General features: G+C 57.2%; 27 protein-coding genes. 15 read left to right on the top strand and 12 right to left on the bottom strand.

From position 1 onward, the window contains the following. Positions 1 to 53 precede the first annotated feature (53 nt). Together ACEWL3_RS13945 and ACEWL3_RS13940 are read left to right on the top strand one after the other, a co-directional pair. Positions 54 to 503, top strand: coding sequence for a hypothetical protein (locus tag ACEWL3_RS13945; protein ID WP_435001036.1), 450 nt, complete (start codon positions 54 to 56; stop codon positions 501 to 503). Between the two features lie 56 nt (positions 504 to 559). After that, positions 560 to 1,363 (top strand): CE1 family esterase, encoded by an 804-nt coding sequence (locus ACEWL3_RS13940; RefSeq protein ID WP_435001035.1) that lies wholly within the window; start codon positions 560 to 562, stop codon positions 1,361 to 1,363. Here the strand turns inward: ACEWL3_RS13940 and ACEWL3_RS13935 are convergent. Then, complete coding sequence (locus ACEWL3_RS13935; protein ID WP_386183976.1) at positions 1,360 to 2,040, bottom strand: ArsR/SmtB family transcription factor; 681 nt, start codon at positions 2,038 to 2,040, stop codon at positions 1,360 to 1,362. The genes ACEWL3_RS13940 and ACEWL3_RS13935 overlap by 4 nt on opposite strands. A gap of 71 nt (positions 2,041 to 2,111) precedes the next feature. On the opposite strand from ACEWL3_RS13935, the gene ACEWL3_RS13930 reads away from it, so the two are divergent. Then, complete coding sequence (locus tag ACEWL3_RS13930) at positions 2,112 to 2,435, top strand: NIPSNAP family protein (RefSeq protein WP_386183974.1); 324 nt, start codon at positions 2,112 to 2,114, stop codon at positions 2,433 to 2,435. Further along, on the top strand, positions 2,432 to 2,776 hold the full coding sequence (locus ACEWL3_RS13925) for an antibiotic biosynthesis monooxygenase family protein (protein ID WP_386183972.1): 345 nt from the start codon (positions 2,432 to 2,434) through the stop codon (positions 2,774 to 2,776). The genes ACEWL3_RS13930 and ACEWL3_RS13925 overlap by 4 nt, the downstream gene beginning before the upstream one ends. A 4-nt stretch (positions 2,777 to 2,780) precedes the next feature. Here the strand turns inward: ACEWL3_RS13925 and ACEWL3_RS13920 are convergent, their stop codons facing one another. After that, positions 2,781 to 3,446 carry an SDR family NAD(P)-dependent oxidoreductase gene (locus tag ACEWL3_RS13920; RefSeq protein WP_386183969.1) on the bottom strand — a complete coding sequence of 222 codons (666 nt, stop codon included), beginning with the start codon at positions 3,444 to 3,446 and terminating at the stop codon, positions 2,781 to 2,783. A 294-nt stretch (positions 3,447 to 3,740) separates the two neighbouring features. Between ACEWL3_RS13920 and ACEWL3_RS13915 the strand changes: the two genes are divergently transcribed. Next, positions 3,741 to 5,309: a 2-isopropylmalate synthase gene (locus ACEWL3_RS13915; RefSeq protein ID WP_386183967.1), complete on the top strand. Its 1,569-nt coding sequence runs from the start codon at positions 3,741 to 3,743 to the stop codon at positions 5,307 to 5,309. 40 nt (positions 5,310 to 5,349) lie between these two features. On the opposite strand, the gene ACEWL3_RS13910 is transcribed toward ACEWL3_RS13915, so the two are convergent. Then, positions 5,350 to 5,781, bottom strand: a complete 432-nt coding sequence (locus tag ACEWL3_RS13910) for a DsrE family protein (protein ID WP_386183964.1) — start codon at positions 5,779 to 5,781, stop codon at positions 5,350 to 5,352. 92 nt (positions 5,782 to 5,873) lie between these two features. Next, positions 5,874 to 6,452 carry a VOC family protein gene (locus tag ACEWL3_RS13905; RefSeq protein WP_386183961.1) on the bottom strand — a complete coding sequence of 193 codons (579 nt, stop codon included), beginning with the start codon at positions 6,450 to 6,452 and terminating at the stop codon, positions 5,874 to 5,876. Positions 6,453 to 6,613: 161 nt separating this feature from the next. Between ACEWL3_RS13905 and ACEWL3_RS13900 the strand changes: the two genes are divergently transcribed. The 6 genes from ACEWL3_RS13900 to ACEWL3_RS13875 all read left to right on the top strand — a co-directional run bounded on the left by ACEWL3_RS13900 (position 6,614) and on the right by ACEWL3_RS13875 (position 13,280). Beyond that, complete coding sequence (locus ACEWL3_RS13900) at positions 6,614 to 7,660, top strand: rod shape-determining protein (RefSeq protein ID WP_114879690.1); 1,047 nt, start codon at positions 6,614 to 6,616, stop codon at positions 7,658 to 7,660. A gap of 72 nt (positions 7,661 to 7,732) precedes the next feature. After that, positions 7,733 to 8,623: a rod shape-determining protein MreC gene (gene mreC / locus ACEWL3_RS13895; protein WP_386183958.1), complete on the top strand. Its 891-nt coding sequence runs from the start codon at positions 7,733 to 7,735 to the stop codon at positions 8,621 to 8,623. Next, on the top strand, positions 8,620 to 9,249 hold the full coding sequence (locus tag ACEWL3_RS13890) for a rod shape-determining protein MreD (RefSeq protein ID WP_386183956.1): 630 nt from the start codon (positions 8,620 to 8,622) through the stop codon (positions 9,247 to 9,249). The genes mreC and ACEWL3_RS13890 overlap by 4 nt, the downstream gene beginning before the upstream one ends. A 15-nt stretch (positions 9,250 to 9,264) precedes the next feature. Then, complete coding sequence (mrdA, locus tag ACEWL3_RS13885; RefSeq protein ID WP_386183953.1) at positions 9,265 to 11,208, top strand: penicillin-binding protein 2; 1,944 nt, start codon at positions 9,265 to 9,267, stop codon at positions 11,206 to 11,208. Beyond that, complete coding sequence (rodA, locus tag ACEWL3_RS13880) at positions 11,205 to 12,344, top strand: rod shape-determining protein RodA (RefSeq protein ID WP_386183950.1); 1,140 nt, start codon at positions 11,205 to 11,207, stop codon at positions 12,342 to 12,344. The genes mrdA and rodA overlap by 4 nt, the downstream gene beginning before the upstream one ends. A gap of 3 nt (positions 12,345 to 12,347) precedes the next feature. Next, positions 12,348 to 13,280 carry a 2-hydroxyacid dehydrogenase gene (locus tag ACEWL3_RS13875; RefSeq protein WP_386183947.1) on the top strand — a complete coding sequence of 311 codons (933 nt, stop codon included), beginning with the start codon at positions 12,348 to 12,350 and terminating at the stop codon, positions 13,278 to 13,280. Positions 13,281 to 13,299: 19 nt separating this feature from the next. On the opposite strand, the gene ACEWL3_RS13870 is transcribed toward ACEWL3_RS13875, so the two are convergent. From ACEWL3_RS13870 to ACEWL3_RS13845, 6 genes are all read right to left on the bottom strand, one after another. Beyond that, a complete protein-coding gene (locus ACEWL3_RS13870) occupies positions 13,300 to 15,312 on the bottom strand; it encodes a M3 family metallopeptidase (protein WP_386183945.1) in 2,013 nt (670 codons plus the stop codon). A gap of 68 nt (positions 15,313 to 15,380) precedes the next feature. Beyond that, a complete protein-coding gene (locus ACEWL3_RS13865) occupies positions 15,381 to 15,743 on the bottom strand; it encodes a DUF1428 domain-containing protein (protein WP_435001029.1) in 363 nt (120 codons plus the stop codon). A 170-nt stretch (positions 15,744 to 15,913) separates the two neighbouring features. Further along, on the bottom strand, positions 15,914 to 16,957 hold the full coding sequence (locus ACEWL3_RS13860) for a HesA/MoeB/ThiF family protein (protein WP_386183942.1): 1,044 nt from the start codon (positions 16,955 to 16,957) through the stop codon (positions 15,914 to 15,916). After that, on the bottom strand, positions 16,954 to 17,403 hold the full coding sequence (gene dut, locus ACEWL3_RS13855; RefSeq protein WP_386183940.1) for a dUTP diphosphatase: 450 nt from the start codon (positions 17,401 to 17,403) through the stop codon (positions 16,954 to 16,956). Before dut ends, ACEWL3_RS13860 begins: the two co-directional genes overlap by 4 nt. A 49-nt stretch (positions 17,404 to 17,452) precedes the next feature. Continuing rightward, on the bottom strand, positions 17,453 to 18,646 hold the full coding sequence (gene coaBC, locus ACEWL3_RS13850; RefSeq protein ID WP_386183938.1) for a bifunctional phosphopantothenoylcysteine decarboxylase/phosphopantothenate--cysteine ligase CoaBC: 1,194 nt from the start codon (positions 18,644 to 18,646) through the stop codon (positions 17,453 to 17,455). 85 nt (positions 18,647 to 18,731) lie between these two features. Beyond that, on the bottom strand, positions 18,732 to 19,610 hold the full coding sequence (locus tag ACEWL3_RS13845; RefSeq protein WP_386183936.1) for an RNA polymerase factor sigma-32: 879 nt from the start codon (positions 19,608 to 19,610) through the stop codon (positions 18,732 to 18,734). Positions 19,611 to 19,705: 95 nt separating this feature from the next. Between ACEWL3_RS13845 and cobU the strand changes: the two genes are divergently transcribed. The 4 genes from cobU to ACEWL3_RS13825 all read left to right on the top strand — a co-directional run bounded on the left by cobU (position 19,706) and on the right by ACEWL3_RS13825 (position 23,172). Further along, positions 19,706 to 20,227 (top strand): bifunctional adenosylcobinamide kinase/adenosylcobinamide-phosphate guanylyltransferase, encoded by a 522-nt coding sequence (cobU, locus tag ACEWL3_RS13840; protein ID WP_386183933.1) that lies wholly within the window; start codon positions 19,706 to 19,708, stop codon positions 20,225 to 20,227. Beyond that, positions 20,224 to 20,805: a histidine phosphatase family protein gene (locus ACEWL3_RS13835; protein ID WP_386183931.1), complete on the top strand. Its 582-nt coding sequence runs from the start codon at positions 20,224 to 20,226 to the stop codon at positions 20,803 to 20,805. The genes cobU and ACEWL3_RS13835 overlap by 4 nt, the downstream gene beginning before the upstream one ends. A 59-nt stretch (positions 20,806 to 20,864) precedes the next feature. Next, complete coding sequence (locus ACEWL3_RS13830) at positions 20,865 to 21,548, top strand: glutathione S-transferase (protein WP_386183929.1); 684 nt, start codon at positions 20,865 to 20,867, stop codon at positions 21,546 to 21,548. A 109-nt stretch (positions 21,549 to 21,657) separates the two neighbouring features. Then, entirely contained in the window at positions 21,658 to 23,172 is a 1,515-nt protein-coding gene (locus tag ACEWL3_RS13825; RefSeq protein WP_386183927.1) for a YifB family Mg chelatase-like AAA ATPase, read from the top strand. Here the strand turns inward: ACEWL3_RS13825 and ACEWL3_RS13820 are convergent. After that, a complete protein-coding gene (locus tag ACEWL3_RS13820; protein WP_386183925.1) occupies positions 23,138 to 24,055 on the bottom strand; it encodes an alpha/beta hydrolase in 918 nt (305 codons plus the stop codon). The genes ACEWL3_RS13825 and ACEWL3_RS13820 overlap by 35 nt on opposite strands. After that, a complete protein-coding gene (gshB, locus tag ACEWL3_RS13815; protein WP_386183923.1) occupies positions 24,052 to 24,987 on the bottom strand; it encodes a glutathione synthase in 936 nt (311 codons plus the stop codon). Before gshB ends, ACEWL3_RS13820 begins: the two co-directional genes overlap by 4 nt. Positions 24,988 to 25,031: the final 44 nt, after the last annotated feature.

Genomic DNA, 25,031 nt, shown 5'->3' with positions numbered 1-25,031 from the left:
AATGGGCGGCAATAACACTGTTCCTTGCGCTGCTGTCCGGCTTTCTTTTCTTTTTGCGCCTCGTGGTAAGCGACGACGCGCCGGTTTCGGGATGGGTCTCAGGGATAGCCCTGATCATCACCGCACCAGCAGCGTTTTGGTTCACGGGTATGACACTGGCTCGTCCTGTCGGGCTGCGGATGGATGAAAACGGCGTATCGGGCTATTTCGTGGCCCCTTTGACGTGGGCCGAAATAGATGCGGTTGGGGTGCATGAAACTGTGCGGTACGAAGGTGACGGAGATGAGGGGGTCCGTCTGGCGCGGGTTGGCAACTTCTATCTTGCGCTCAAGCTCTATGACCGTGCCGCATGGTGGGACCGCAACAGCCCTCTTCAACGCTTTGTTATGCTTACCCGTGGTGCGCCTAAAAAATGGGATGTCATCGTGCCGCTAGCCATTCTCGACACGCCTGAACCCATAGAAATCATCCATCTGGCAGCCGACTTGCATGAAGGGCGCTAACTCGCTGCACGCGCTTGTGACTTGAGCCTGCCTGAGCGCTCCTGCATCATCAATTGATGAAAAAATTTCTTCTCCCACTGCTCTTGCTCCTCGCCTCCCCAGCCCTCGCGTGTGGCCCGGACACCGATTGCATGATTGGCGACCGCTCTTATCGCATCGCCATGCCACAAGGGTACGACGGCGCGACCCCTGTTGGTACTTTGGTCTGGACACATGGGTATCGCGGCACTGCCGCAGGGGCGATGCGCAACGGCAGTCTGCGCAAAATGGTATCGGATGCCGGATTAGCATTGATCGCTGTGCAAGGGGTCAATGGCTCATGGGACCTGCCCTATGGCCCGCGCACATTCACCAGCACCGGAGCGGCAGAGTTTGCGTATTTCGATGCGGTCATTGATGATGCAGCGGATCGATTTGCCATTGATCGGCAACGCGTCGTCGCAGGTGGTTTTAGCGCAGGCGGCATGATGGTCTGGAACCTTGCCTGCTCCCATCCTGAGAAATTCGCAGGTTTTATTCCGATGTCTGGAACCTATTGGCTGAAACCACCGGACAGCTGCGCCGCACCGGTATCAAGCATCGTTCACATTCACGGAGACGCCGACCCAACTGTGCCACTGACAGGCCGCCCCATCAGGGAAACCAAGCAGGGCAAAGTCGTTGAAGCCGTGTCGAGTTATGCAAAATTTGGTAAGTTTGGTGCGTTAAATTCGTCAAAGACTGGCACGTTAGACTGTCAGAACCGGCGCAATGCCAAGGGTAAAATCCTTGAATTCTGCCTTTTTCGCGGCGGTCATTCGTTCCGCACCGAACATCTGCGCTATGGCATCAAACGCTTGCGCGCAGCGGGCCAGATTTAGGCCCCGAATGTTTGCTCAAATGCCGCGGCACCACCGGACGTGAATTTCACCACCCGCGTCCCTTCAGCGCGTGCGGCCCAGCCCCGCGCCTGCATCTGCGCCAGCAAAGCGCGCCCGACACTGCCCGCCAGATGGCTGCGCCGCGCGCTCCAATCCAAACAGGGTCGGCACAGCGGGGTTTTACTGCGGTTTAAGCTGTCCAAGTCCACCCCGAAATCAGTCAGGAAAGTAGCGCCTTTTTCAGTCAGGATCACATCCTCATCGGCTTCGCGGACAAAGCCACGCGACAACATTCCCTGAAACAAGGCAATGCCCTTTTCTCCCGCCAAGTGGTTGTAACACACCCGCGCCTCGCGCAAAGCTGCATCCTTGGGTCCGATGCGCGTACGCAAATGTCCCGCCCCAGCAGCCAATCCCATCAAGACTTCAAGTGCGTGCCCCACATCATCCCCACCGAGGGTGAAATATTTGTGCCGCCCCGATTTGCGACAGGCAATCATCCCGGCGCTTTCCAACTTACCCAGATGCGCGCTTGCGGTTTGCAGCGTCACGCCCGCCTCACCTGCCAGTTCGGTCGCAGTCAATGCCTTGCCGCTCATCAATGCAGTCAGGATATTGGCGCGCGCCGGATCGCCAATCAGCGCTGCAATGCGGGAAATGTCAGGACCTTCCTTCATACTTCGACCATAGCCGAAGCATTCACTGAGATCAATCCGCTAGAACAAGCAGAGCAACGAAAGGACATCCCATGCTTACCTGTATCATCCGCTATCACATTGACCCAACCAAACACGCACAATTTGCCCAATATGCCCGCAACTGGGGTCAGGCCATCCCACGCTGCGGTGCCGATCTGATCGGATATTATGCCCCGCACGAAGGGTCATCGACGCTTGCCTATGGGATCTACAACATCCCCAACCTTGCGGCTTATGAGGCCTATCGCGCGCGGTTGCGCGACGATCCATTGGGGCGCGAAAACTATGACTTTGCCCAATCAGAGCGATTCATCCTGCGCGAGGACCGAACGTTCCTCAAACTGGCCTCAGCACCGCATGGAGACACAATATGATTGCCGTGATTTTCGAAATCCTTCCAGACCCTGCGCGTAAACAGGACTATCTGGATATCGCAATCCGGATGCGGCCTTTGCTGGATCAGGTCGACGGATTCATTTCTGTCGAGCGATTTCAAAGCCTGAGCAACCCGGACAAGTTGCTGTCGCTTTCGTTCTTCAGGGACGAAGCGGCGGTCATCGCCTGGCGAAACCTGAATGCACATCGCGGCGCGCAGGCCAAGGGCCGTGCTGGCATATTCAACGATTATCATCTGCGCATTGCCAATGTGATACGGGATTACGGCATGTTTGATCGTGATGAGGCACCAGACGACAGCCAGAAAGTGCACTCATAAGCTACTACCACGGCACGGCTTTTCCAGCCCAGTCAAAGAACCCGCCCGTATCTTTGGCGTCCAGACGGTCAATCACCCGCAACAGGTTTTCCGCCGCCTCACCGGGGGCCACCGCCGGATGTCGGCCCAGATACTTTTCCGTAAAAGGGGTTGCTACGGTCCCGGGATGCAAAGCCACACAGATGCTGTCGGGATGGCTACGGGCCAATTCAATGGCCGCCGTATGCACGATCTGGTTTACCGCTGCTTTCGCACTGCGATAGCTGATCCAGCCCCCTAAACGGTTGTCTCCGATTGAGCCCACCCGCGCAGACAATACCGCAAAGACCGCACGCCTGTCCTTGGGCAACAAATCAGCGGCATGGGCCAGCGCCAACGCCGGGCCAACCGCGTTTAACGCAAATTGATCCATCATTGCCTTTTGAGTGAGCGAACGAATTGATTTTTCGGGCTGCGCACCGTCAATCTCCAAGGCCCCCGACGCCACGATGATCGTATCAAACGTGCCGTCCAAGGCCCCCAGATGTGATTGAACCGATGCTTCATCGGTGATGTCAAAACCGTCCCGCGACCGCGCCAACGTGACTATCTCAACATTTTGGCCTCTTGCCGCCAGCGTCAGAGCGGTGCCAATGCCACCAGATGCGCCTATGATCAATATACGTTTCATCCGCCAAACTTAGCGGTCATTCCCCCCACATCAACATTTGAGGTCCATATAATCCGCGTCGGCAATAAAGTCTGCGCGCCCTCTTCCCATTTGCAAAACCACGGCTATAAACGTCGGCATGACACACGCCGCCCATATCCCGACCCTGCCGCGCCCTTGCGTGGCCGCGCTGTGTGCAAACCTACTGCTTCTAATCCGCCTCTGAGCGTGCCATCCGGTGCGCCCGCTCAGAGGGCTCATTCTTCGGAAAAATAGCGCGCCACGGATTTTCAAAGCAGACAAGAGAGATTTCAAATGAACACGACGACCAAACAAGACCGCGTCTTGATTTTTGACACCACGCTGCGCGATGGCGAACAATCGCCCGGTGCCACGATGACTCACGCAGAAAAGCTTGAGATTGCGAACCTGCTGGACGAAATGGGTGTCGATATCATTGAGGCCGGGTTTCCCATTGCCTCAGAGGGCGACTTTGCCGCCGTAAGCGAGATTGCGCGTCAAAGCCAAAACGCCGTGATCTGTGGCCTTGCCCGCGCGCAAATGGGCGACATTGATCGCTGTTGGGAAGCGGTGAAGCACGCGCGCCAACCGCGCATTCACACATTCATCGGCACCTCGCCCCTGCACCGCGCCATTCCCAACCTCACCAAGGATCAAATGGCCGAGCGCATTCATGAAACCGTGACCCACGCCCGCAACTTGTGTGACAACGTGCAATGGTCGCCGATGGATGCGACCCGGACAGAAGAAGACTATCTCTGCCGCACTGTTGAGATTGCAATCAAGGCCGGTGCCACCACGATCAACATTCCCGATACCGTCGGCTATACCGCACCACGCGAATCTGCCGCGCTGATCCAGATGCTGCTGGAAAAAGTGCCTGGCGCGGATGAGATCATCTTTGCCACCCATTGCCACAACGACCTCGGCATGGCGACTGCGAACAGTTTGGCCGCCGTAGAGGCAGGTGCCCGTCAAATCGAATGCACAATCAACGGCCTTGGGGAACGCGCGGGCAACACAGCGTTGGAAGAGGTTGTGATGGCGCTGAAAGTCCGCAATGACATCATGCCGTTCCAGACCGGTGTGGATTCGACAAAGATCATGAACATCTCGCGACGGGTCGCGACCGTGTCGGGTTTTGCGGTGCAATTTAACAAGGCCATCGTAGGCAAGAACGCCTTTGCGCACGAAAGCGGCATTCATCAGGACGGCATGCTCAAAAATGCCGAAACCTTTGAGATCATGCGCCCCGAGGATGTGGGCCTCTCCGAGACCAATATCGTCATGGGCAAACACTCGGGCCGTGCCGCGTTGCGTTCCAAGTTGGAAGAACTCGGCTACGAGCTGGGGGACAACCAGCTTAAGGACGTGTTCGTGCGGTTCAAAGAACTGGCCGACCGCAAAAAAGAAATCTACGAGGACGACCTGATCGCCCTGATGCGGACCAGCACCGACCCCCAGGAGGACCGGATCAAACTAAAATCCATGCGCGTTGTCTGTGGCACCGAAGGTCCGCAGCAGGCCGACATGGTGCTGGATGTGGACGGGACGGAACACCAGACCAGCCAGACCGGCGATGGCCCTGTGGATGCGTCGTTCAACTGTATCAAGGAACTGGTGCCGCACAACGCACGCTTGCAGCTTTATCAGGTGCACGCAGTGACCGAAGGCACCGACGCACAAGCAACCGTGTCGGTCCGGATGGAAGAAGACGGGCGCATTGTGACGGGGCAATCAGCCGATACCGACACCGTTGTCGCATCGGTGCGCGCCTATATCCACGCGCTTAATCGCTTGCTGGTCCGCCGGGAAAAAGGCGGAACGGACCAACGCGAAGTCAGCTATAAGGACGTGGGTTAAAAATACCGGGGCAGTTCTAAAAACTGCCTCGTTCACGCGTTCAGGGACGCACGTATGCGTATCCGTTTTCCTGCAACTCAATCAGGCGCACCACGCCGGATGGCACAACCGTCGCCTCTGACATAAGCGGCACGTCCTTGCCAGCTTTTGCAGTCATGGCACGGTGTGTGTTTCCGCATGCTGCAAAGGACAGGTTGTCCAGTTCAAGTGACATGGTGCTGATGCGGTCCTCGACCGGGCTTTTGCCTTCCACAAACATGTTCAGACCGGGCCCATATGCGACAACTTCCACCTCGACCGTGTCTCCGACAGATTCGTAATAGCTGATCACATTCGCAACGTTGTTGAGCGCCATGTTCATCACCTGTGGATCATTCTGGTCCACGTGGATAGCAACCTTATGGGTCAGGCCCTCTGCCCAGCTGAGTACCGGTGCGATAGACAGTGCCATCGCAAGTACCAATCTTTTCATATCGAATCCTCCCTGGTTATCGCTCAACTCTGTCTATTTCGGGTCTACTTGCAAACATGCACTGGCATGCGTCAGACAATCGACAGGCGCATCTAACCGTTCTTTTCCGCCTGATCTCTGCTCAACGTACCTTGCCGACGTTCCACGATTGAAATCGCGGCATCGGCCAGATGTTCACGCCCAATCGCCTTGGCCCCGGCGGCAACCCGAAGTTTGTGCGCTTCCAGCATCACCTCGGCGTGGCTGCTGTCGCGTGGAGGGATGAACGTGTAGCACGCCAATTCGATCAACAAACCCAGCGGGTCTTTGAAATAGATCGAATGCATGAACCCACGATCCTTGACACCCGAATGCCCGATCCCGCGCGCGGTCAATCGCGCCTCAACCTGATCAAACATTGCGCGGTCCACCTCAAAAGCGATGTGGTGGACACAACCGGGGTCAGTAGGCGTGCGGTTATGTACCGGTTTACGGTCCTCATTCGTGAAAATCGTGATCAAACGCCCGTCGCCGGGGTCAAAGTACAGATGCCCTTCATCCGGGTTGTCCAGATTGGGTTGGTCAAAGATGAACGGCATGCCCAACACCCCTTCCCAGAAATCAATACTGGTCTGTCTGTCAGCCCCCGTCAGGGTGATGTGATGGACTCCTAAAACCTGAATTTTTTTCATGATACCCTCCGTGATGCCCTATTCTACTATAATGGCAAGATCGCGCCACCCTCGTGGCAATCCCCCCTTTCACCCCGCCCACACCCGGCCTATAAGACGCTGCAGCCCGCCTCGATCAGAGTCGTCGGGCCAATAAGAATTTTTGCAAGGTGCTGTTCGTCATGTCGATTTTTGGAAACCTACGCGGTCTGTTCTCATCAGACATGGCGATTGACCTCGGAACTGCCAACACGTTGGTTTACGTCAAAGGCAAAGGCATCGTGCTGTCGGAACCATCGGTCGTGGCCTATCACGTAAAGGATGGCGTCAAGCGCGTGCTGGCCGTGGGCGAAGACGCCAAGCTGATGCTGGGCCGCACGCCGGGCAGCATCGAGGCGATCCGCCCGATGCGCGAAGGGGTGATTGCGGATTTCGACACCGCCGAAGAGATGATCAAGCACTTCATTCGCAAGGTCCACAAACGCTCCACCTTTTCCAAACCAAAGATTATCGTCTGCGTGCCCCATGGTGCCACGCCTGTTGAAAAACGTGCGATCCGTCAATCTGTGCTTTCTGCTGGTGCGCGCCGTGCGGGGCTGATTGCCGAACCGATTGCGGCGGCCATTGGTGCAGGCATGCCGATCACCGACCCCACCGGCAACATGGTTGTGGACATCGGCGGCGGCACAACCGAAGTCGCGGTGCTGAGCCTTGGTGACATCGTCTATGCCCGCTCGGTCCGCGTCGGTGGTGACCGCATGGACGAGGCGATCATCAGCTATCTGCGCCGCCAGCAGAACCTGTTGGTTGGTGAAACCACGGCAGAACGCATCAAAACCTCCATCGGTACGGCGCGCATGCCGGATGATGGGCGCGGCACATCGATGCAAATTCGCGGGCGTGACCTGCTCAATGGTGTACCCAAGGAAATCGAAGTGACACAGGCACAGATTGCCGAAGCTTTGGCCGAACCGGTACAGCAGATTTGCGAGGCGGTCATGACCGCGCTGGAAACCACGCCACCGGATTTGGCCGCAGATATTGTCGACCGTGGTGTGATGCTGACCGGTGGTGGTGCGTTGTTGGGTGATCTTGACCTTGCGCTGCGCGAACAGACGGGCCTCGCCATTTCGGTCGCAGATGAGCCGCTCAACTGTGTGGCCCTTGGCACCGGCAAGGCGTTGGAGTTTGAAAAACAACTGCGCCATGCCATCGACTATGACAGTTAATCGCGGCTAGAATAGCCAATCCCCAGGTAGGGCTGAACCCTTGTCCGATCCGGGGCGGGAGCGCATGAAACCATGGCCAAGGACCGTTCAAACAGCAGCAGCGACTACACCGGCCCCCTGCGCCGGTTGCTGTTGGTTGTTTTGACGCTGGCGCTGGGTACCATATTCCTTTTGTGGCGCATCGACAGCCCCCGTGTGGAACGTTTTCGCGCGCAAATAACCGACCGTCTGGTGCCCAACCTTGATTGGGCGATGGCCCCTGTCACCGGCACGGTGAACTTGATGCGCGATATTCAGAGTTATCAAAGGCTTGCCGAGCAAAATCAGGAACTGCGCAGCGAGCTACGTCAAATGCAGGCGTGGAAAGAGGCGGCCCTGCAACTGGAACAGGAAAACGCCCGCCTGCTTGATCTGAACAATGTGCGGCTTGATCCGCGCCTGACTTTCATCACAGGCGTCGTTCTCGCCGATTCCGGCTCGCCATTTCGTCAATCCGTTTTGCTGAACGTCGGCGCACGTGATGGTCTGGTGGATGGCTGGGCCACAATGGATGGGATCGGTCTGGTTGGCCGGATCTCTGGCGTTGCACAAAACACCGCGCGGGTGATTTTGCTGACCGATGCCAACAGCCGCATTCCGGCCACCATCCAACCCTCTGGACAACGCGCGATTGTGGCCGGCGATAATTCGGCAGCCCCACCTGTTGATTTTCTAGAAAACCCCGATCTGGTGCGGCCCGGCGACCGTGTGATCAGTTCAGGTGATGGCGGTGTCTTTCCGGCTGGATTGTTGATCGGCCAAGTCGCCGCTGACCCCGGCGGCCGTTTGCGGGTGCGATTGGCGGCAGATTATGAACGGCTCAAATTCCTGCGGGTGCTGCGCCATCATGGCCACGAAAAAGTTTCCGACACGGCTCAGGTCATCACCCCCGCGCCGCCCGCAACTGAAGGAACGCTGCCATGAACGATCAGTCAGCCGCCTTGCTCTGGGCCATGCGGCTGGCCTTTGTGCTGCTCGCCTTTGTAATTCTGTTTTTTCACCTGTTGCCGCTTGATACACAGCCCATTGATCTTTTTACGCCACGCCTGCTGCCGTTGGAAAACACCGCCCCCGCAGAGGCTCGCTTGGAAGAGCTGCTGCGAAACGAAGGACCAAGGCGCTGGATTGCGCCTGACCTGATCTTTTGCTTTGCCTGCGCATGGTCATTCCGCCGACCTGAATATGTGCCAGCATTCGCGTTAGCGTTAGTATTCCTGTTTGCCGATCTCTTGTTGCAACGTCCGCCGGGGCTTTGGGCGATGTTGGCGTTGATTGGCTGTGAAAACCTGAAATCGCGGGCCCGGTCGTTGCGGGATGCAAACTTTGTCGCTGAATGGCTGACAGTGGGGGCGATTATGATCGCGATTACACTGTTGAACCATATTGTGATGGCGCTGGCGCTGGTCGAAACGCCCAAACTGGCGCTAAGCCTTTCGGAACTGGGCATGACTCTGCTATTCTATCCGCTGACCGTTTTGATCACGCATAGCCTTATGCGCGTGCGCAAAGCCGCACCCGGGGATTTGGATGCCTTGGGTCAACGGGTCTGATTGGGGACAGCTGAGATGAGACGCAATCGCGCCGAAAATGACGCAAGCCACGCCAAACTGACCCGGCGTGCGGCCCTGCTGGGCGGCGCGCAATTGCTGTTCATGGGCGGATTGGCTGCCCGCATGCGATACCTGCAGGTCGATCAGGCCGATCAGTTTCGCCTCTTGGCTGAAGAGAACCGCATCAACATCCGCCTGATCCCGCCAGCGCGCGGTGAAATTTTTGACCGCAATGGAGTTCGGCTTGCCCAAAACGTCCCCTCTTATCGCATCGTTATGGTGCGCGAGGATGCAGGCGATGTTGATCTGGTCATGGACCGCCTTGCAAGTGTCATTGATATTGATCCAGAAACCCGCGCAAGTGCGATGGCCGAAATCAAAAGATCCGCGCCCTTTCTCCCGGTGACAATCATTGATGATGTCAGTTGGGATGCAGTCAGCAAGGTCAGCGTCAATGCCCCTGCCCTGCCCGGCATCACGCCCGAGGTTGGCCTGACGCGGGTGTATCCGCGCGGATCGGATTTTGCCCACGTGGTCGGTCGTGTGGGACGCGTCAGCCAAAAGGATCTGGACGCGCTCGAAGACCCTGATCAGGTGCTGCGCATCCCACGATTTCAGATTGGCAAAATCAACGTTGAGGCCCGTGAAGAAACGTTATTGCGCGGCACCGCAGGCACCAAACAGGTCGAAGTCAACGCAACAGGCCGGGTGATGCGTGAACTTGCCCGGCGCGAAGGCCAATCCGGTGCCGACCTGCAATTGACTGTCGATGCCAAGTTGCAGGGCTACGTTCAGGCGCGGCTCAGCGGCGAAAGTGCGGCGGTGGTGCTCATTGATTGTGAAAACGGCGATCTCACTGCAATCGCCTCTGCACCCAGCTATGACCCGAACCTGTTTATTGGTGGGATTTCGTCGGCGGATTACAACCCGCTCTTGAATTCCAAGTACCGCCCCCTTGTCAACAAAACTGTCCAGGGCACCTATCCGCCCGGATCAACGTTTAAGATGATGACGGCAATGGCCGCGCTGGAAGAAGGCCTGATCGGACCGGATGATACCGCCTATTGTCCCGGCTATCTGGAGGTCGCGGGCCGCAGATTTCACTGTTGGAAACGCGCAGGGCATGGATGGGTCGATCTGGAAAACTCGCTCAAGCAATCCTGCGATGTGTATTATTATGATCTCGCGCTAAAGGTCGGCATCGAGAAAATAACCGCGATGGCGAACCGGTTTGGCATTGGCATCAAACATGAACTTGCTCTTTCCTCGGTTGCGGCCGGGCTGACCCCCACCAAAGACTGGAAGAAAAAGGCCCGCAATGCTGACTGGGTGATTGGCGACACGGTGAATGCGTCAATCGGTCAGGGGTTCATGCTGGCGTCACCCCTGCAACTCGCGGTGATGTGCGCGCGGATCGCTACGGGGCGTCAGATCACACCTCGGCTGGTGAAGTCGATTGATGGGGTCGAACAACCCAGCGGCGCTGGCGAACCGCTCGAGATGAATGAAAATAACCTGCGCAAGATGCGCCGCGCGATGTACGAAGTTGTCAACAACCGTCGCGGCACTGCGTACCGATCCCGGATCATTGCTGATGACATGCGGATGGCTGGCAAGACCGGCACCAGCCAGGTGCGCAACATCACTGCCGCCGAACGGGCGCGCGGGGTATCAAAGAATTCCGATCTGCCGTGGGAACGCCGCGATCACGCGCTGTTTGTCAGTTTCGCACCTTACGAAAATCCCCGTTACGCCGTTTCGGTGCTGGTCGAACATGGCGGCGGTGGCTCAACTGCGGCAGCACCTATTGCACGGGACGTATTGTTGCAGGCAATGTCCGGCGGCGACCCGCCACTTGAGGCTTATCCGACGGGCGACCGTGACCGGATCAAGATCCAACAAGAAAAGCTGCGCCAGATAAAGCCGCAGGCAGCGATTGATGGAAATGATCAGGCATGAGTTATCTTGAATATACCGTCAAATCGGTACCTGCAGGGTTTCGCAAATTTCTGTTCATAAACTGGCCGCTGGCTTTGCTGTTGGCATCGGTGTGCGGCATCGGCTTTCTGATGCTCTATTCGGTTGCAGGCGGATCGTTCACACCATGGGCCGAACCACAGATAAAGCGGTTTGCGCTGGGTATGGTCCTGATGATCATCGTTGCGCTGATCCCGATTTGGCTGTGGCGCAACCTGTCTGGCCTTGCCTATGGCATATCGCTTGTCTTGCTTATCGCGGTCGCTTTCATCGGTGAGGAACGCAAAGGATCGCAGCGCTGGATTGATCTGGGGTTCATAGATTTGCAGCCGTCTGAATTGATGAAAATCACGCTGGTGATGTTTCTCGCCGCCTATTACGACTGGCTGCCCGCCAAAAAGGTGTCTCGTCCCTTTTGGGTATTGCTGCCGGTTTTATTTGTTTTGGTACCGACCGCTTTGGTCTTGAAACAACCCGATTTGGGAACATCAATCTTGCTCTTGTGTGCGGGTGGCGGGCTGATGTTCTTGGCTGGGGTTCATTGGGCCTATTTTGCTGTCGTTTCGACCGCTGCAATTGGACTGCTGACCGCCGTTTTCCAATCCCGCGATACAGCCTGGCAACTACTGAATAACTATCAGTACAAGCGCATTGATACGTTTCTGGATCCCGCCGCTGACCCGTTGGGGGCGGGATATCATATTACCCAGTCCAAGATTGCACTGGGGTCCGGCGGCTGGACCGGGCGCGGATTCATGCAGGGCACCCAATCACGGCTTAATTTCTTACCCGAAAAACACACCGATTTTATTTTCACAACATTGGCCGAAGAATTCGGCTTCATTGGCGGAATTTCCTTGCTTGGGATTTATGCGCTGATCATCATGTTCTGCGTCGCAACGGCGGTGATGAACAAAGACCGGTTCTCATCCCTGCTGACCTTGGGGATTGCCTTGAACTTCTTCTTGTTTTTCGCCGTCAACATGTCGATGGTCATGGGTCTGGCACCCGTCGTTGGTGTGCCGCTGCCGCTGGTAAGCTACGGGGGCTCCGCGATGCTGGTGTTGCTCTTGGCCTTTGGGCTGGTGCAGTCCGCCCATGTCCATAGACCGAGGTAACAGATGCCTATCAATGTGCTTTTTGCGGCAAGACCCGACCGCTGGGATACTTACGAAAACCCTTTGAAATCGGCACTTGGTCAGGCCGGATTGGATGCGCATCTGTCAATGGATATCCGCGCCGACAAGGTCGATTATATCGTCTATGCGCCCAACAGTGACGTGCAGGACTTCGCACCATTCACCCGCGCAAAAGCCGTGCTCAATCTTTGGGCCGGTGTGGAAAACGTGGTCGGCAATCAAACGCTGAACATCCCGCTCGCCCGGATGGTGGACCCGGGCCTGACCAAAGGCATGGTCGAGTGGGTGACAGGGCATGTGCTGCGCTACCATCTTGGGATGGACATTGATGTTTTGCGCAAAGACACCCTATGGGAACCGCGCACGCCGCCACTGGCGCAAGAACGGTCTGTTGTCGTTCTGGGCCTTGGGGCGTTGGGTCATGCGGTAACGCAATCTCTTGTGAATTTGGGCTTTGAGGTCACGGGATGGTCGCGCAGCCCCAAGGACATTGAGGGTGTCAGTTGCCTGCATGGCACCGACGGGCTGCGCGCGGCCCTTGGCCGGGCCGAAATCGCAGTGTTGCTGCTGCCCGACACACCTGCCACCGAAAACACGCTGAACGCCGAAACACTGGCCCTGATGCCCAAAGGCGCGCGCATCATCAACCCCGGCCGCGGGCCCCTGATCGACGATGACGCCCTGCTGGCCGCGTTGGACAAGAGGCACATTAGCCATGCAACGCTGGACGTTTTTCGGGTCGAACCGCTGCCATCAGACCACCCTTACTGGGTGCACCCAAATGTCACTGTCACGCCGCATATTGCCGCGGAAACCCGTGCCAGCACAGCGTCTCAGGTCATTGCCGAAAACGTACGCCGTGGCGAAAGTGGCCAGGAGTTTCTGCATCTGGTGGATCGCACCCTAGGATATTGAATTATACGCTGAACCACAGCTATGCTGCCAATCCACGCCCCTTCAACAGCGCCTCAACCCCTGGCAAGCGTCCCCTGAACGCGACATAAAGTTCTGCTGCATCGCGACTGCCGCCCGTTGACAGAATGTGCTTTTCCAACGCATCCGCACGCTCCGGATCAAACGCGCCACCCGCCTCTTCAAAGGCCTCGAATGCATCTGCGTCCATGACCTCTGACCACATATAGCTGTAATATCCGCTGGAATATCCGTCCCCCGCGAACACATGCGCGAATTGTGGGGTGGCGTGCCGCATGCGGATCGCATCGGGCATCCCCAATTCATCCAGAACCGCTGCCTGCCTTGCCATTGGATCGTCAGGCGCGGCCCCGTCATGGAAGGCCAGATCAACAAGGGCAGAAGCAACATATTCAACTGTCTGAAACCCCATATCGAAATTCGCGGCCCCCAACACCTTGTCCAGCATCGCGCGCGGCATCGCCTCGCCGGTACCCGCGTGGGTGGCGAATTCGCTTAAAACCTCAGGCACCTCCAGCCAGTGTTCAAAAAGCTGGCTGGGCAGTTCGACAAAATCACGCGCGACTGACGTGCCACTGACACTTTCGTACGTAACATTCGACAGCATTTGATGCAGGGCATGACCGAATTCATGAAACAGCGTGCGAGCATCGTCATAAGACAACAACGCCGGATCCGATTTGGCAAAGTTGCAAACATTAATCACCACCGGCGTTTGCACATTGGGAAATTTCGCCTGCGCCCGCATCGCCGAGCACCACGCGCCAGACCGCTTTGACCCGCGTGCAAAGAAATCACCAATAAAGACGGCCACATGTTTGCCATCCCGCGTGACTTCCCATGCGCGGCAATCCTTATGGTAAAGCGGCACATCGAGGGGCGCAAAATGCAAACCAAAAAGGCGCGTAGCACAAGTGAATGCGGCATCAATCATCCGGTCGAGCTGAAAATAAGGTTTCAGCGCGGCCTCATCGAGATCATGTTCAATCGCCCGCCGCTTTTGGGCGTAATAGCGCCAGTCCCATGGGGCCAGATCGCCGTTAACCCCATCGTCCTGCATCATCTTCGTCAGCACCGCGGCGTCCGCATTGGCCTGCGTTTTCGCAGGCTCCCATACCGACATCAACAGATTACGAACCGCATCAGGCGTCTTGGCCATTTCCGTTTCCAGCTTGTAGTCCGCAAAACTTGCATAACCCAAAAGCCTGGCTCGCTCTTCACGTAGTTTCAGGGTTTCTGTAGCGATGGCCCGATTGTCAGTATCGCCGCCATTTGCACCCCGCGCTTCCCAGGCGCGGAATGCCTTTTCGCGCAGGTCGCGGCGTGGCGAGAATTGCAGGAACGGGACAATCAAGGATCGCGACAAGGTCACCACCGGACCGCCCAATTCCAATTCAGCGGCCGCCGCCCGGGCCGCATCCACAACGAAATCTGGCAACCCGATCAAATCATCCTCGGCCAGTGACATGGACCAGGACCGCTCATCCGCCAATAGGTTCTGCGTAAATTGTGTACCCAGAACCGCGAGCCGTCCCTTGATCTCTTTCATTCGCGCCTCATCGGCCCCCGTCAGGGCCGCGCCCGCCCGAACAAAACCGCGATGCGTCAGCATAAGAACCCGCGCCTGTTCGTCTGTCAGATCAAGCGTTTCACGCGCCTCCCAGACGGCCGAAACCCGCGCAAAAAGCGCCTTGTTGCTCGAAATCTCCGAAAAATGCGCAGCCAGCTTTGGTGAGAACGCGCGCTGCAAATCTTCACGCACAGGATTGCTATCGGCCCCTGCCACGGTGAAAAACACGCCCAACACCTTGTCCAGGTCAGTCCCCGCAGCCTCTAACGCTTCGATGGTATTGGCAAAGGTTGGCCCTTCAGGGTTGTCAGAGATCGCGGCGATCTCAGCGGTGTGGGCACCCAATGCAACGTCAAGCGCGGGCGCGAAATCTTCGTCAGAAATGGTGTTGAAAGGGGCCATACCAAACGGCGTTTCCCAATCTTGCAGCAACGGATTTTTCATGCAGATCTCCTTTGGCCTCTAGCTAAGGGCCAGTCCAAAGGGTTGCAATCGGAAGCAGCGAAAGTGCCTCAGGTAATTTTTTCAAATCCACCGAATATCAGGCGCTTGCCATCGAATGGCATTTCGCCAGCCTTCGCCATTTCAGGGTCGCTCATCGCCGCCCGCATGCCGGCATCCGCTGTGGCCTTGTCAGGCCATGTGATCCAAGCAAAAGCCACGGTTTCATCTGCCTTGCATTTGACCGCCATGGGAAAGGACGTGACCTCGCCGTCCGGTACGTCCGCGCCCCAGCAATCCACCGCTTCGATCGCGCCGTGTCGTTTGAAAATGGGGGCCATTGTTTTGCACAGCTTGAAATAGGCGTCCTTGTTCGCCGTGGGTACCGCCGCTACCATGCCATTCACATAAGCCATCTGTGATACCTCGCTCAATTAGAGCTCCGAATATAACACACAAACCCACGGCAAACCTAATCCAGTTTGATTGCAGGCATCCACGAGCTCAGACTGCCTAATCGTATCCGCATCTATACTCGCATTCAAGCTGGACCAACTTCCGGCCTTGGCCAATTTCAACCGCAATTACTCTATATCAAATTCGCTCACGTGCGACCCTTGGCGCAAACCGGGCAATCCTTGCGCGGTGCGACTGTGATCGTCCGGCTCTCACCGTAAAGTGCATCATAAATGATCATCTGACCGCGCAGGGGCGTACCGGCACCGGCGATCAGTTTCAACGCCTCCATTGCCATCATGGCACCGATGACACCGGGCAGCGGGCCAATCACACCCGCTTCGGCACAGGATGGGGCCAGATGGGGCGCAGGGGCCGTGGGGAAAATACATGCGTAACAGGGGGCATCATGACGCGGATCAAAGATACTTAGCTGCCCCTCCCACTGGCTAAGTGCGCCGGATATCAATGGTTTACCCATCGCAACGCAAGTCCGATTGACCAGATATCGCGTGTCAAAATTATCGGTGCCATCAAGCACCATATCAAAATCAGCAATCAGGTCATCCGCTATCTCGGGCGTCAATCGACGATGATAGGGACGAACGGTGATGAAGGGGTTCTGCGCCTGCATCTCGGCTTGGGCAGAAAAAACCTTGGGCGTGCCGATGGCGCGGTCCTTGTGAATAACTTGCCGTTGCAGGTTCGCATTTTCGACCACATCATCGTCGATGATGCCAATAGTCCCCACCCCCGCCGCCGCAAGATATTGCAGGGCGGGCGCGCCCAACCCGCCGGCACCAATCACCAGAACACGTGCCTCTTTCAGCGCCCTTTGACCGGCACCCCCTATCTCACGCAGCACGATGTGACGGGCGTATCTGTTCAGCTCTGTGTCAGAAAACGTGCCTTTCTGAACGGGCTCTGGATCTGGTGCTTCGGCCTTGCGTCTCAGCGCGCTTAATAACTGTCGATAGCCCAGAAAAAGCCCGGCAAACCCTGCGAGCAATAACCAGAGTGCCGCACTGCCACCGGTTGCGACCCGCAAGGGATGTGCCTCAGGGAAGGAAAACTGCACGCCAAGCACGGCCACGAACAAAAGTCCCAGCATCCCGGCACGGACGCCGCGCGGTGCACCCAGAAACCGACCGCCAAACCAGATCAACGCAGCAAGAATAATGACAAGCATCATGCGCCGGTTGACCCAAATCCGCCCGCGCCCCGCGCCGTATCGTCCAGTTGTTCCACCAAGGCAAACGCAGCCTGAAGAACAGGAGCCATCACCATCTGAGCAATCCGCATTCCATGGGTCACTTCAAACGGTTCAAATCCTGCATTGTGGACAATAACCCCAACCACCCCACGATAATCACTGTCGATTGTGCCGGGACTATTCAGTAAAGTGACGCCATGTTTGAGCGCAAGACCGGAGCGCGGCCGGATCTGCACCTCGAACCCGTCCGGGATCGCCATATGCAGACCGGTCGAGATCAAAGTCCGCGCACCCGACGCGATCACCACATACCCGTGCGGCAGGTTTGCGCAAAGATCAGCCCCGGCAGCACCGGGTGTCTCGTACCGGGGAAGACCCAAAGAACGGTCAGCATTCTGTGCCCAAGTCAGCTTGATGGTGGTCACTCTATCCCTTCCAAATACTTCGCAATCTCCGGCGGAGCCGTGAAATCACCTATCCCAATGCCTCAGTAATACGCGCTGCCAACTTTGCTGCGACCGCGTCTTTGCCCATGCGCGGCCAATCCTCAGATCCATCCGCCGTAATCAGGGTCACCGCATTCTCGCTTCCGCCCATGATGCCCGTTCCGGTTGATACATCATTGGCAACGATCCAATCACATCCCTTGCGCTCACGCTTGGCGGTCGCATTGTCGATCACGTCATTGGTTTCCGCAGCAAATCCAACGACCAGACCGGGCCTGCCTTTTTTCATCTGACTGACCGTTTTCAGGATGTCGGGATTTTCGGCAAACGTAAGAACAGGCAGCCCATCATTGGATTTCTTCAGCTTGCGGTCGCTGGCGCTGCTGACCCGCCAATCAGCAACTGCGGCGGCAAAGACGGCTGCATCCACTGGCAATGCGCCATTCACGGCCTCAAGCATCTCTTGCGCTGTTTGCACCTTGATCACCTGAACCCCATCGGGCGGTGCCACGTCAGCCGGACCAGTCACAAAGACAACATCTGCGCCCAAAGCTGACAGGGCACGACCAATCGCTGTGCCTTGCGCACCAGAGGATCGGTTCGCGATATAGCGCACAGGATCAATCGGTTCATGCGTGGGACCAGAGGTCACCAGAACCCTTTTGCCCTTAAGCGGTCCGTCAGCAAGACGCCCCTCAATCTCCGCAACAATCTCAAGCGGCTCAGACATCCGTCCGGGGCCAAATTCACCGCAAGCCATATCCCCATCGTTGGGACCTACAACAGAAATACCATCGGATTTGAGAGTCCCCAAATTGCGCTGGGTTGCGGAGTGTTCCCACATCCGGACATTCATCGCTGGGGCCATCAGGACCGGTGTGTCAGTCGCCAGCAGCAAGGTCGACGCCAGATCATTGGCCAGCCCCTGCGCCATCTTGGCCATCAAATCCGCTGTAGCCGGGGCCACTACAACCAAATCAGCAATCCTGCTGAGCTGGATATGGCCCATCTCGGCCTCGTCACCCAGATCAAACAGATCACGGAAAACCTTATTCCCGGCCAAAGCAGAGACCGAAAGGGGCGTAACAAATTCTTCACCCGCCCGCGTCAGGACCGGGGTCACCACAGCACCGCGTTCGCGCAGCCGTCGGATCAAGTCAAGGGATTTGAAAGCCGCAATCCCGCCGCCGATAATCAGCAGAATATGTTTTCCCGCCAGCATGATAGGCCCTTTCATGGTCCGCGTATTGCGAGACCATAATGCGGGCGGCACAATTCTGCCAGCCCCCGCGCGCCTCCTGCCTTGGTCACATCAGGAAATGGAATACCTCTTGCGATTGCCCTTCAAGCGACTTGCGCATTTTGGCAAAAGCGGCCGCTTCCAACTGCCGCACGCGTTCCTTTGAAAGGCTCAGCTCTTCTCCGAGGCTTTCCAATGTACGGGGCTTGTCGATCAATTTTCGCTCGCGCACGATGAATTGCTCGCGTTCATTCAGCGCTTTCATGGCTGTCAGCAGCCAAGCGCGCAATTGTGCAGTATCGTGGCTCGCTTCAACCTTCTCAGCGGCCTGATCACTCTCATCCACCAAGGCGTCAATCCATTCGCGGCCTTCGTCCTCAGCCGATTGGGTGGCATTCAGTGAATAATCAGACCCTGACAGCCTGCCTTCCATCATCTCAACATCGTGCAGTGGCACACCGATTTCGGTCGAGATCATCTGACGAAGCTGATGCCGATCAAGCGTCTCGCCGGTTGATGCGGCCTCTCTCTCCAACCTTGCCTGAACCCGGCGCATGTTAAAAAACAGCGATTTCTGTGATGATGTGGATCCCGTACGCACCATCGACCAGTTGCGCATAACATGATCCTGAATGCTCGCTTTAATCCACCACACGGCATAGGTCGAAAACCGCACGCCACGGTCCGGGTCAAATTTGTCCGCGGCTTTCATCAATCCCAATCCGGCCTCTTGGATCAGGTCATTCATAGGGGCGCCATATCGCTTGAATTTCGACGCCATCGAAACGGCCAAGCGCATGTAGGCGTTGATCAGGCGGTGCAAAGATGCCTCGTCGCGTTGATCACGCCACGCGTAAGCCAGTTTCAACTCCGTATCCGCGTCAAGCATCTCTGCTTTCATTGCCGTACGTGTCAGTGAAAAGTCCTGTGCAGTTTGCAAAGTCATCGAAATTTTCCCCTGATCCAGTAGCACATCTTGCGATGTTCTGTTGAGATAGATACGCATCAGACAGGCAAATGGTTCAATTAATAGGTGAAAAAATGTTGCCACGGCGCACTTTCGTTCTAGGCGGGGCGGCCTCGGGCAAATCAGCCTGGGCCGAAGCGCTTTTGGAAACATCAGCCTTACCAATGACTTACATCGCAACGGGCCGGGTGTTTGATGAAGAGGTTCGCGCCCGTGTCGGCATTCACCGTGCCCGGCGCGACAATCGCTGGACAACCATCGAGGCACCGCTTGACCTTGGACCTGCATTGGCAGGAATTGATGCCAATTCTGCGCTGTTGATTGATTGCGCGACGATGTGGCTGAGCAATCATATGCTGGATGGCTCTGACTTGGGCACTGCGCAAACCGCTCTGATCGACGGCTTACGCACATGCCCGGCACCTTGGATCATCGTGTCAAATGAGGTCGGGCATGGCATCGTGCCTGAAAACGCGCTGGCCCGCCAATTTCGCGAGGCGCAGGGGCGTCTGAACATTGCACTCGCAGCCGAGGCTGATTTGGCCGTGCAGGTGATCGCCGGATTGCCTCAGGTTTTGAAAGGGCAACTACCGTGACGACATGGCACTGGGTCCGCCACGGCCCCACCCACGAGAAAACCTTTGTCGGATGGCGCGATGTACCTGCGGATTTGTCCGACACAGCCCAGATCGCGCGGCTTAATGACCATCTGCCAAAAACGGCACTGCTCATTTCATCGGATCTGATCCGAGCACATGCGACGGCTGATGCCATCGCCCATCCTGAACGCCAGCGTTTGCCATCTGAACCTGACCTGCGCGAACTGCACTTTGGTGTCTGGGACGGCATGCATTTTTTCGATGTGGCTGCGCGTAACCCCGACCTGTCCCGCGCCTATTGGGAAACACCCGGTGATGTTGCCCCGCCTGATGGCGAAAGCTGGAACCAGACAGCCGCGCGGGTCAATGCGGTGGTCGATTATCTGAACAATACACAGCCAGACGCCCATATCATCGCCGTGGCGCATTTTGGTGTCATCCTCACACAGGTGCAGCGCGCGCTTGGGGTGACAGCCCATCAAGCGTTATCGCACAAAATCGATAACCTGTCCGTCACCCAGCTGCATCATGACGCCGGGCAATGGTCAGCCGTGCACATCAATCACTGTCCGTGATGGTCCGCAGCACATTTGCGAATTTGCCGTCCCGGTCTTGCTGCCGCTAATCTGCGCCCATGACATATGACCTCTTTATCGGCGATCGCACCTTCTCAAGCTGGTCCTTACGTGGCTGGCTGATGTTGGAGAAATTCAACCTGCCCTACCGAACCCATCTGGTTGGCCTTTACAAAGGCACCATGGCAGATGATTTGGCACCACTCGCACCTGCCTCCCTTGTGCCAGTACTGCGCACGCCAGAAGGCACGGTTGTTGGCGAAACGCTCGCAATGGCTGAAACGCTTGCCGAACGTCACCCCGATGCGGGCCTGTGGCCACAAGACGCCAGCGCGCGTGCAACCGCCCGTTGGCTTTGTGCTGCCATGGCATCCGGGTTTGGTGCATTGCGGGGTGCATGCCCGATGCAATTGCAACATGTAAACGTTGGTTTTGCCGCCGATAGGGCTGTATCGGCTGACCTCGCACGCATTGAACTCCTTTGGGCACACGCGAGGACTGAGGCCCGAACCGATGGCCCATGGCTCTTTGGCCAGTACTCTCTTGCCGATGTGTTTTATGCCCCTGTTGCCGCACGGATCGTCGGCTATGACCTGCCGGTGACGGAAACCGCGCGGCGCTATTGTAAGACCACAATCAATGATCCCGCGTTCAAAGAGTGGCGCGCTGAGGGGCTAAAGGTCAGTTATGATCCCTTCCCCTACAACTTTGGAACTCAAACACGCCCTTGGCCGGCGGCATGATCGAGGCCGCGACGATTTGGCAGATAAAAATCTTACCGTTACCGCCCACGTTAATCATTCTTAAACACCCCCTGCCTACCCATTAACCATAAACGGTGAAGGGTCAGACATGGTTTCACGCGCCTATACAGTCGCGTTTCAGGGGGTTGAGGCGCGCATGGTCGAGGTGCAATGCGCCGTGACTGCAGGCTTGCCCGCTTTTTCGATTGTCGGTTTACCTGACAAAGCAGTGTCAGAAGCGCGCGACCGCGTGCGCACCGCGTTAACCTCCATGGCGATTGCGTTGCCCTCCAAACGCATCACGATCAACCTAAGCCCTGCGGATCTGCCCAAAGAAGGCAGCCACTTTGACCTGCCAATCGCGCTTGCGCTGTTGGCGGCTCTCGATATCTTGCCAGACGATGTCACTCAAAATGTTGTGGCCCTGGGCGAGCTTTCTCTTGATGGCTCGCTGATTCCGGTGGTCGGTGCCCTGCCCGCCGCGATGGCCGCTGCCGAACATAACCGCAGCCTGCTCTGTCCTGCCGCCTCTGGTGCTGAGGCCGCATGGGTTGGCAGCGCGCAGGTGATCGCCGCTGCCAGCCTTGGCGATGTGGTGCGTCATTATACAGGCCAGGTCCCTCTAAGCCCTGCGGAACCGGGCGAAGTGTCCAACCCGCCGCACGCCCGTGATTTGCGCGATGTCAAAGGTCAGGAACGCGCCAAGCGCGCGCTGGAAATAGCCGCCGCCGGGCGGCACCATCTGATGTTTGTCGGCACGCCAGGGTCAGGAAAAAGCATGTTGGCCGCGCGCCTGCCTTCCATCCTTCCCCCCCTCACCGCATCTGAGGCGTTAAGCACGTCAATGATCCATTCGCTGGCTGGGCTTTTGGACGAGGGCGGCATTTCGCGCGCCCGCCCGTTCCGGGAACCCCACCACACCGCGTCAATGGCCGCGATCATCGGAGGCGGCCGCCAAGCCAAACCTGGCGAGGTGTCGCTGGCCCATAACGGCGTCCTGTTCATGGATGAATTTCCCGAGTTCCCCCGAGCCGTTCTGGAGACTCTGCGCCAGCCCATCGAAACCGGCGAAGTGATGATCGCCCGCGCCAATGCGCATGTGAAATACCCCTGCAAATTCATGCTGGTGGCTGCGGCCAACCCGTGCAAATGCGGATATCTTTCTGACCCGGCCCGCGCCTGCGCCCGCGTTCCCCATTGCGGCGAGGATTACATGGGCCGCATTTCCGGGCCGCTGATGGACCGGTTTGACCTGCGGGTCGATGTGCCACCTGTGGCGTTTACCGATCTGGATCTACCCCCAAACGGCGACACGTCAGCGCAGGTTGCGGCGCGTGTTGCGCTCGCCCGCGACGTTCAACACGCCCGATTTGAGGGGCACACTGGCATGACCGTAAATGCGGATGCCGAAGGCGATATGTTGGAAGAAATCGCCTCCCCCGACAGCGAGGCGCGCGCATTGCTGACCAAAGTGGCCGACCGCTTTCATCTTTCCGCACGTGGTTATCACCGAGTGATCCGTGTGGCCCGGACCATCGCCGATCTTGAAGGCGCAGAAACTGTGCGCCGACCTCATATCGCCGAAGCGGTCAGCTTTCGCCTGGCCGGTCCCGTTGTTGCCTGATCCACGCCGCCAGACTGTCTAAACTCTCTTTTGCTTCCGGCAGGATATTGTGAAAGATCGGCCAGACATGTGGCAGATCATGCTGTTCGACCAAGGTCACGTCGACGCCGTCCCGCTGGCAAACCTGGGACAGGCTAAGGGCGTCGTCATGCAGTATTTCAGTGTCACCAACAGTAATCCAGATCGGCGGCGCGCCTTCAAATTTCCCAAAAACTGGGCTGACCCTTGGATCTTCTGGCGGGTGCTGCATCAAGAACATCTGTCCCATGCGGTCCGCTCTTATGGCAGGCAGCAAAACGTCACAATCCGCATTTTTTTGGAAACTTTCGCCGCTATGGGTCATGTCTGTGAGCGGCGAAAACCCAAAGACCGCCCCGGGCAGTGCCGCACCTTTTGCACATAAATCAGCCAGCAATCCAAACGCCAGCGCGCCCCCTGCACTGTCCCCGCCTATCACGATATCCCGCGGCGCTGTGCCAGCTGCGACCAAAGCGTTCCAAGCGGTCAATGCGTCGTCGGGGGCGGCGGGAAACGGGGCCTCTGGAGCAAGGCGGTATTGGGGCAAGATCGCACGGGCACCCAAACGATACGCCAGTTGCGCCACCATTGCCGCATGGGTGCGCGGGCTGCCAAATGTAAATCCACCGCCATGAAAATACAAAATTGTCAGGGGGTTGGCGGCAACGTGCTTTGGGACGATCTCGAGTGCTGGCAGATGAGCCAATTTTGTCCATCGCTGAGTGGTTCCCCGCGGCGCATGAAACAAGAGCTTGGCCTGAAATTCAAAGGCTCTGCGCAGCGGTTCAGGTGTTTGGGCGCGTACCATGCGGGGTTTTTCAACCCGGCGCAGCCACCCATTCAGAAGATACCGCTGGAGGCTCATGCAAGTTTGCCCTCGATCGCCTCCCAAATCTTGCCGGCAATATTTTCATCGTTGAACCTTTCAAGTTCTTGAATGCCGGTCGGTGATGTCACGTTGATCTCGGTAAGGTAGTCGCCAATCACATCAATCCCGACAAACACCTGCCCCTTTTCCTTGAGCAACGGTCCGATTGCTGCGCAAATCTCCAGATCGCGATCCGTCAGGCCGACTTTTTCTGGCCGCCCACCGACATGCATATTCGAACGCGTCTCGCCCTCGGCAGGGACGCGGTTGATCGCGCCAACCGCAACACCGTCCACAAGGATGACGCGTTTGTCGCCTTTTGAGACAGCAGGCAAAAACTTCTGCACGATCAACGGCTCGCGCGAAAACCCCGTAAAAAGCTCATGCAGCGATGACAGATTGCGATCATTGGCATCCAACCGGAAAACCCCTGCACCCCCATTGCCATAAAGCGGCTTCAGGATAACATCGCCGTGTTTGGCCTTGAACGCCTTGATGGTGATCAGATCGCGGGCGATGGTTGTCGGCGGCGTCAGGTCGGGAAAGTCCAGCACCATGAGTTTTTCAGGATAATTGCGCACCCAGAACGGGTCGTTGACGACCAGCGTTGTCTTTTTGAGCCGATCCAACAGGTGCGTTGAAGTAATGTAGTGCATGTCAAAGGGCGGGTCCTGACGCAGCCACACCACATCAAAAGTCCCCAGATCCACTTCGCGTTCTGGCCCAAGTTGCGCGTGATTGCCCTGCACCCGCTGCACGGTGAAATCATGCCCGCGTGCGGTGATCCGCCCCTCTTGATAGGCCAGATGATCCGGCGTGTAAAAAAACAGTTGATGACCGCGCGCCTGTGCTTCCTCTGCGAGGCGAAAACTGCTGTCGGCGTTGATATTTACGTCCCCAATAGGGTCCATCTGAAAGGCGATTTTCATGGGGTGCTCCGTGCTGCTTGCCCCTTTAGATGGCCCAGCAAAGG

Source organism: Sulfitobacter sediminivivens (assembly GCF_042611115.2).
Classification (GTDB): Bacteria; Pseudomonadota; Alphaproteobacteria; order Rhodobacterales; family Rhodobacteraceae; genus Sulfitobacter; species Sulfitobacter sediminivivens.
The sequence above is the reverse complement of the archived record's forward strand: the minus strand, read 5'-3'. Positions and strand labels throughout refer to the sequence as shown.